Below are 987 nucleotides of genomic sequence, written 5' to 3'. Positions count from 1 at the left end.
GCGTGAGATAGGGCCTGTCAGCAAGAGATAGAGCAGGTAAATGCCGGGCAGCACCAGGAACGGCCCGAACACGTTCGGATCCTGAAAGGCGCCGGTCGCGCGGTCGTATTTGGTGAAGATCTCCGCCCCGGGAAAGGCATGGAAATAGCCTGCTATGCCGAGCAGCGAGGTCAGCACCGCCGACATCACATAGGCCAGGAAGATAACCCGGTAGAGGTTTGGCTGGACCGATGTCACCGAGGCAAAGAACACCGCGGTGAAGGCGAGGAACAGCGACACAGAGAGATAGAGCGGGGTGCCGGCAATATCCGACATCTGGGTCATCGAGATCATGCCGCCGATGTTCATGACCACCAGCAGCACCGGCAGCGGCGCAGCCGCGCGCGATATGCGCAGGCCGAGCAAGGCCCACACTGCCATCAGCCCGACCATGTAGAGGTCGTATGGCGCCGGCTCGGCGATGACGAAGCCGGATAGGAAGGCGCCGAGGAAAACCGCGCTCGACGCAATCAGCGCGACCAGCTTGGCGTTGACTGCAGCCGGCGGCAGCTCATGCGCGACGGCGCTCAATAGGCATTTTCCGTATTGAGCAGCCGGATCGGTGTCAGGAACAGGATTCTCAGATCGAACAGCAGCGACCAGTTCTCGATATAATAGAGGTCGTATTCCGTCCGCATGCGGATCTTCTCGTTGGTGTCCATCTCGCCGCGCCAGCCATTGATCTGGGCCCAACCGGTGACGCCGGGCTTGACCTTGTGGCGTGCGAAATAGCCGTCGACCACCTCATTGTAGAGAAGGTTGTGCGACTGCGCGGCAATGGCATGCGGGCGCGGCCCAACCAGCGACAGCGAACCGAAAAGAGAATTGAAGAACTGCGGCAACTCGTCGATCGAGGTCTTGCGGATGAAGCGGCCGACGCGGGTGACGCGCGGGTCGTTCTTGGTCACCGTCTGCTTGGCCGTCGGATCCGCCTTGTCCGTGTACATC

At 61.1% G+C, this 987-nt stretch carries 1 protein-coding gene and 1 pseudogene; both read right to left on the bottom strand.

Annotation, left to right across the window (positions count from 1 at the left end):
• A pseudogene (locus EOA86_RS36190) lies at nucleotides 1-570 on the bottom strand (hypothetical protein); the annotation flags it as partial.
• Nucleotides 567-987, bottom strand: a 421-nt coding sequence (locus tag EOA86_RS36185) for a sugar transferase (protein ID WP_206630258.1), incomplete at its 5' end; no start/stop codon positions are given. The pseudogene EOA86_RS36190 and the gene EOA86_RS36185, both read right to left, overlap by 4 nt.

Source organism: Mesorhizobium sp. M5C.F.Ca.IN.020.32.2.1 (genome assembly GCF_004023105.1).
Classification (GTDB): Bacteria; Pseudomonadota; Alphaproteobacteria; order Rhizobiales; family Rhizobiaceae; genus Mesorhizobium; species Mesorhizobium wenxiniae.
Note: the sequence above shows the minus strand (reverse complement) of the source record. Positions and strands in the feature narration are given on the sequence as shown.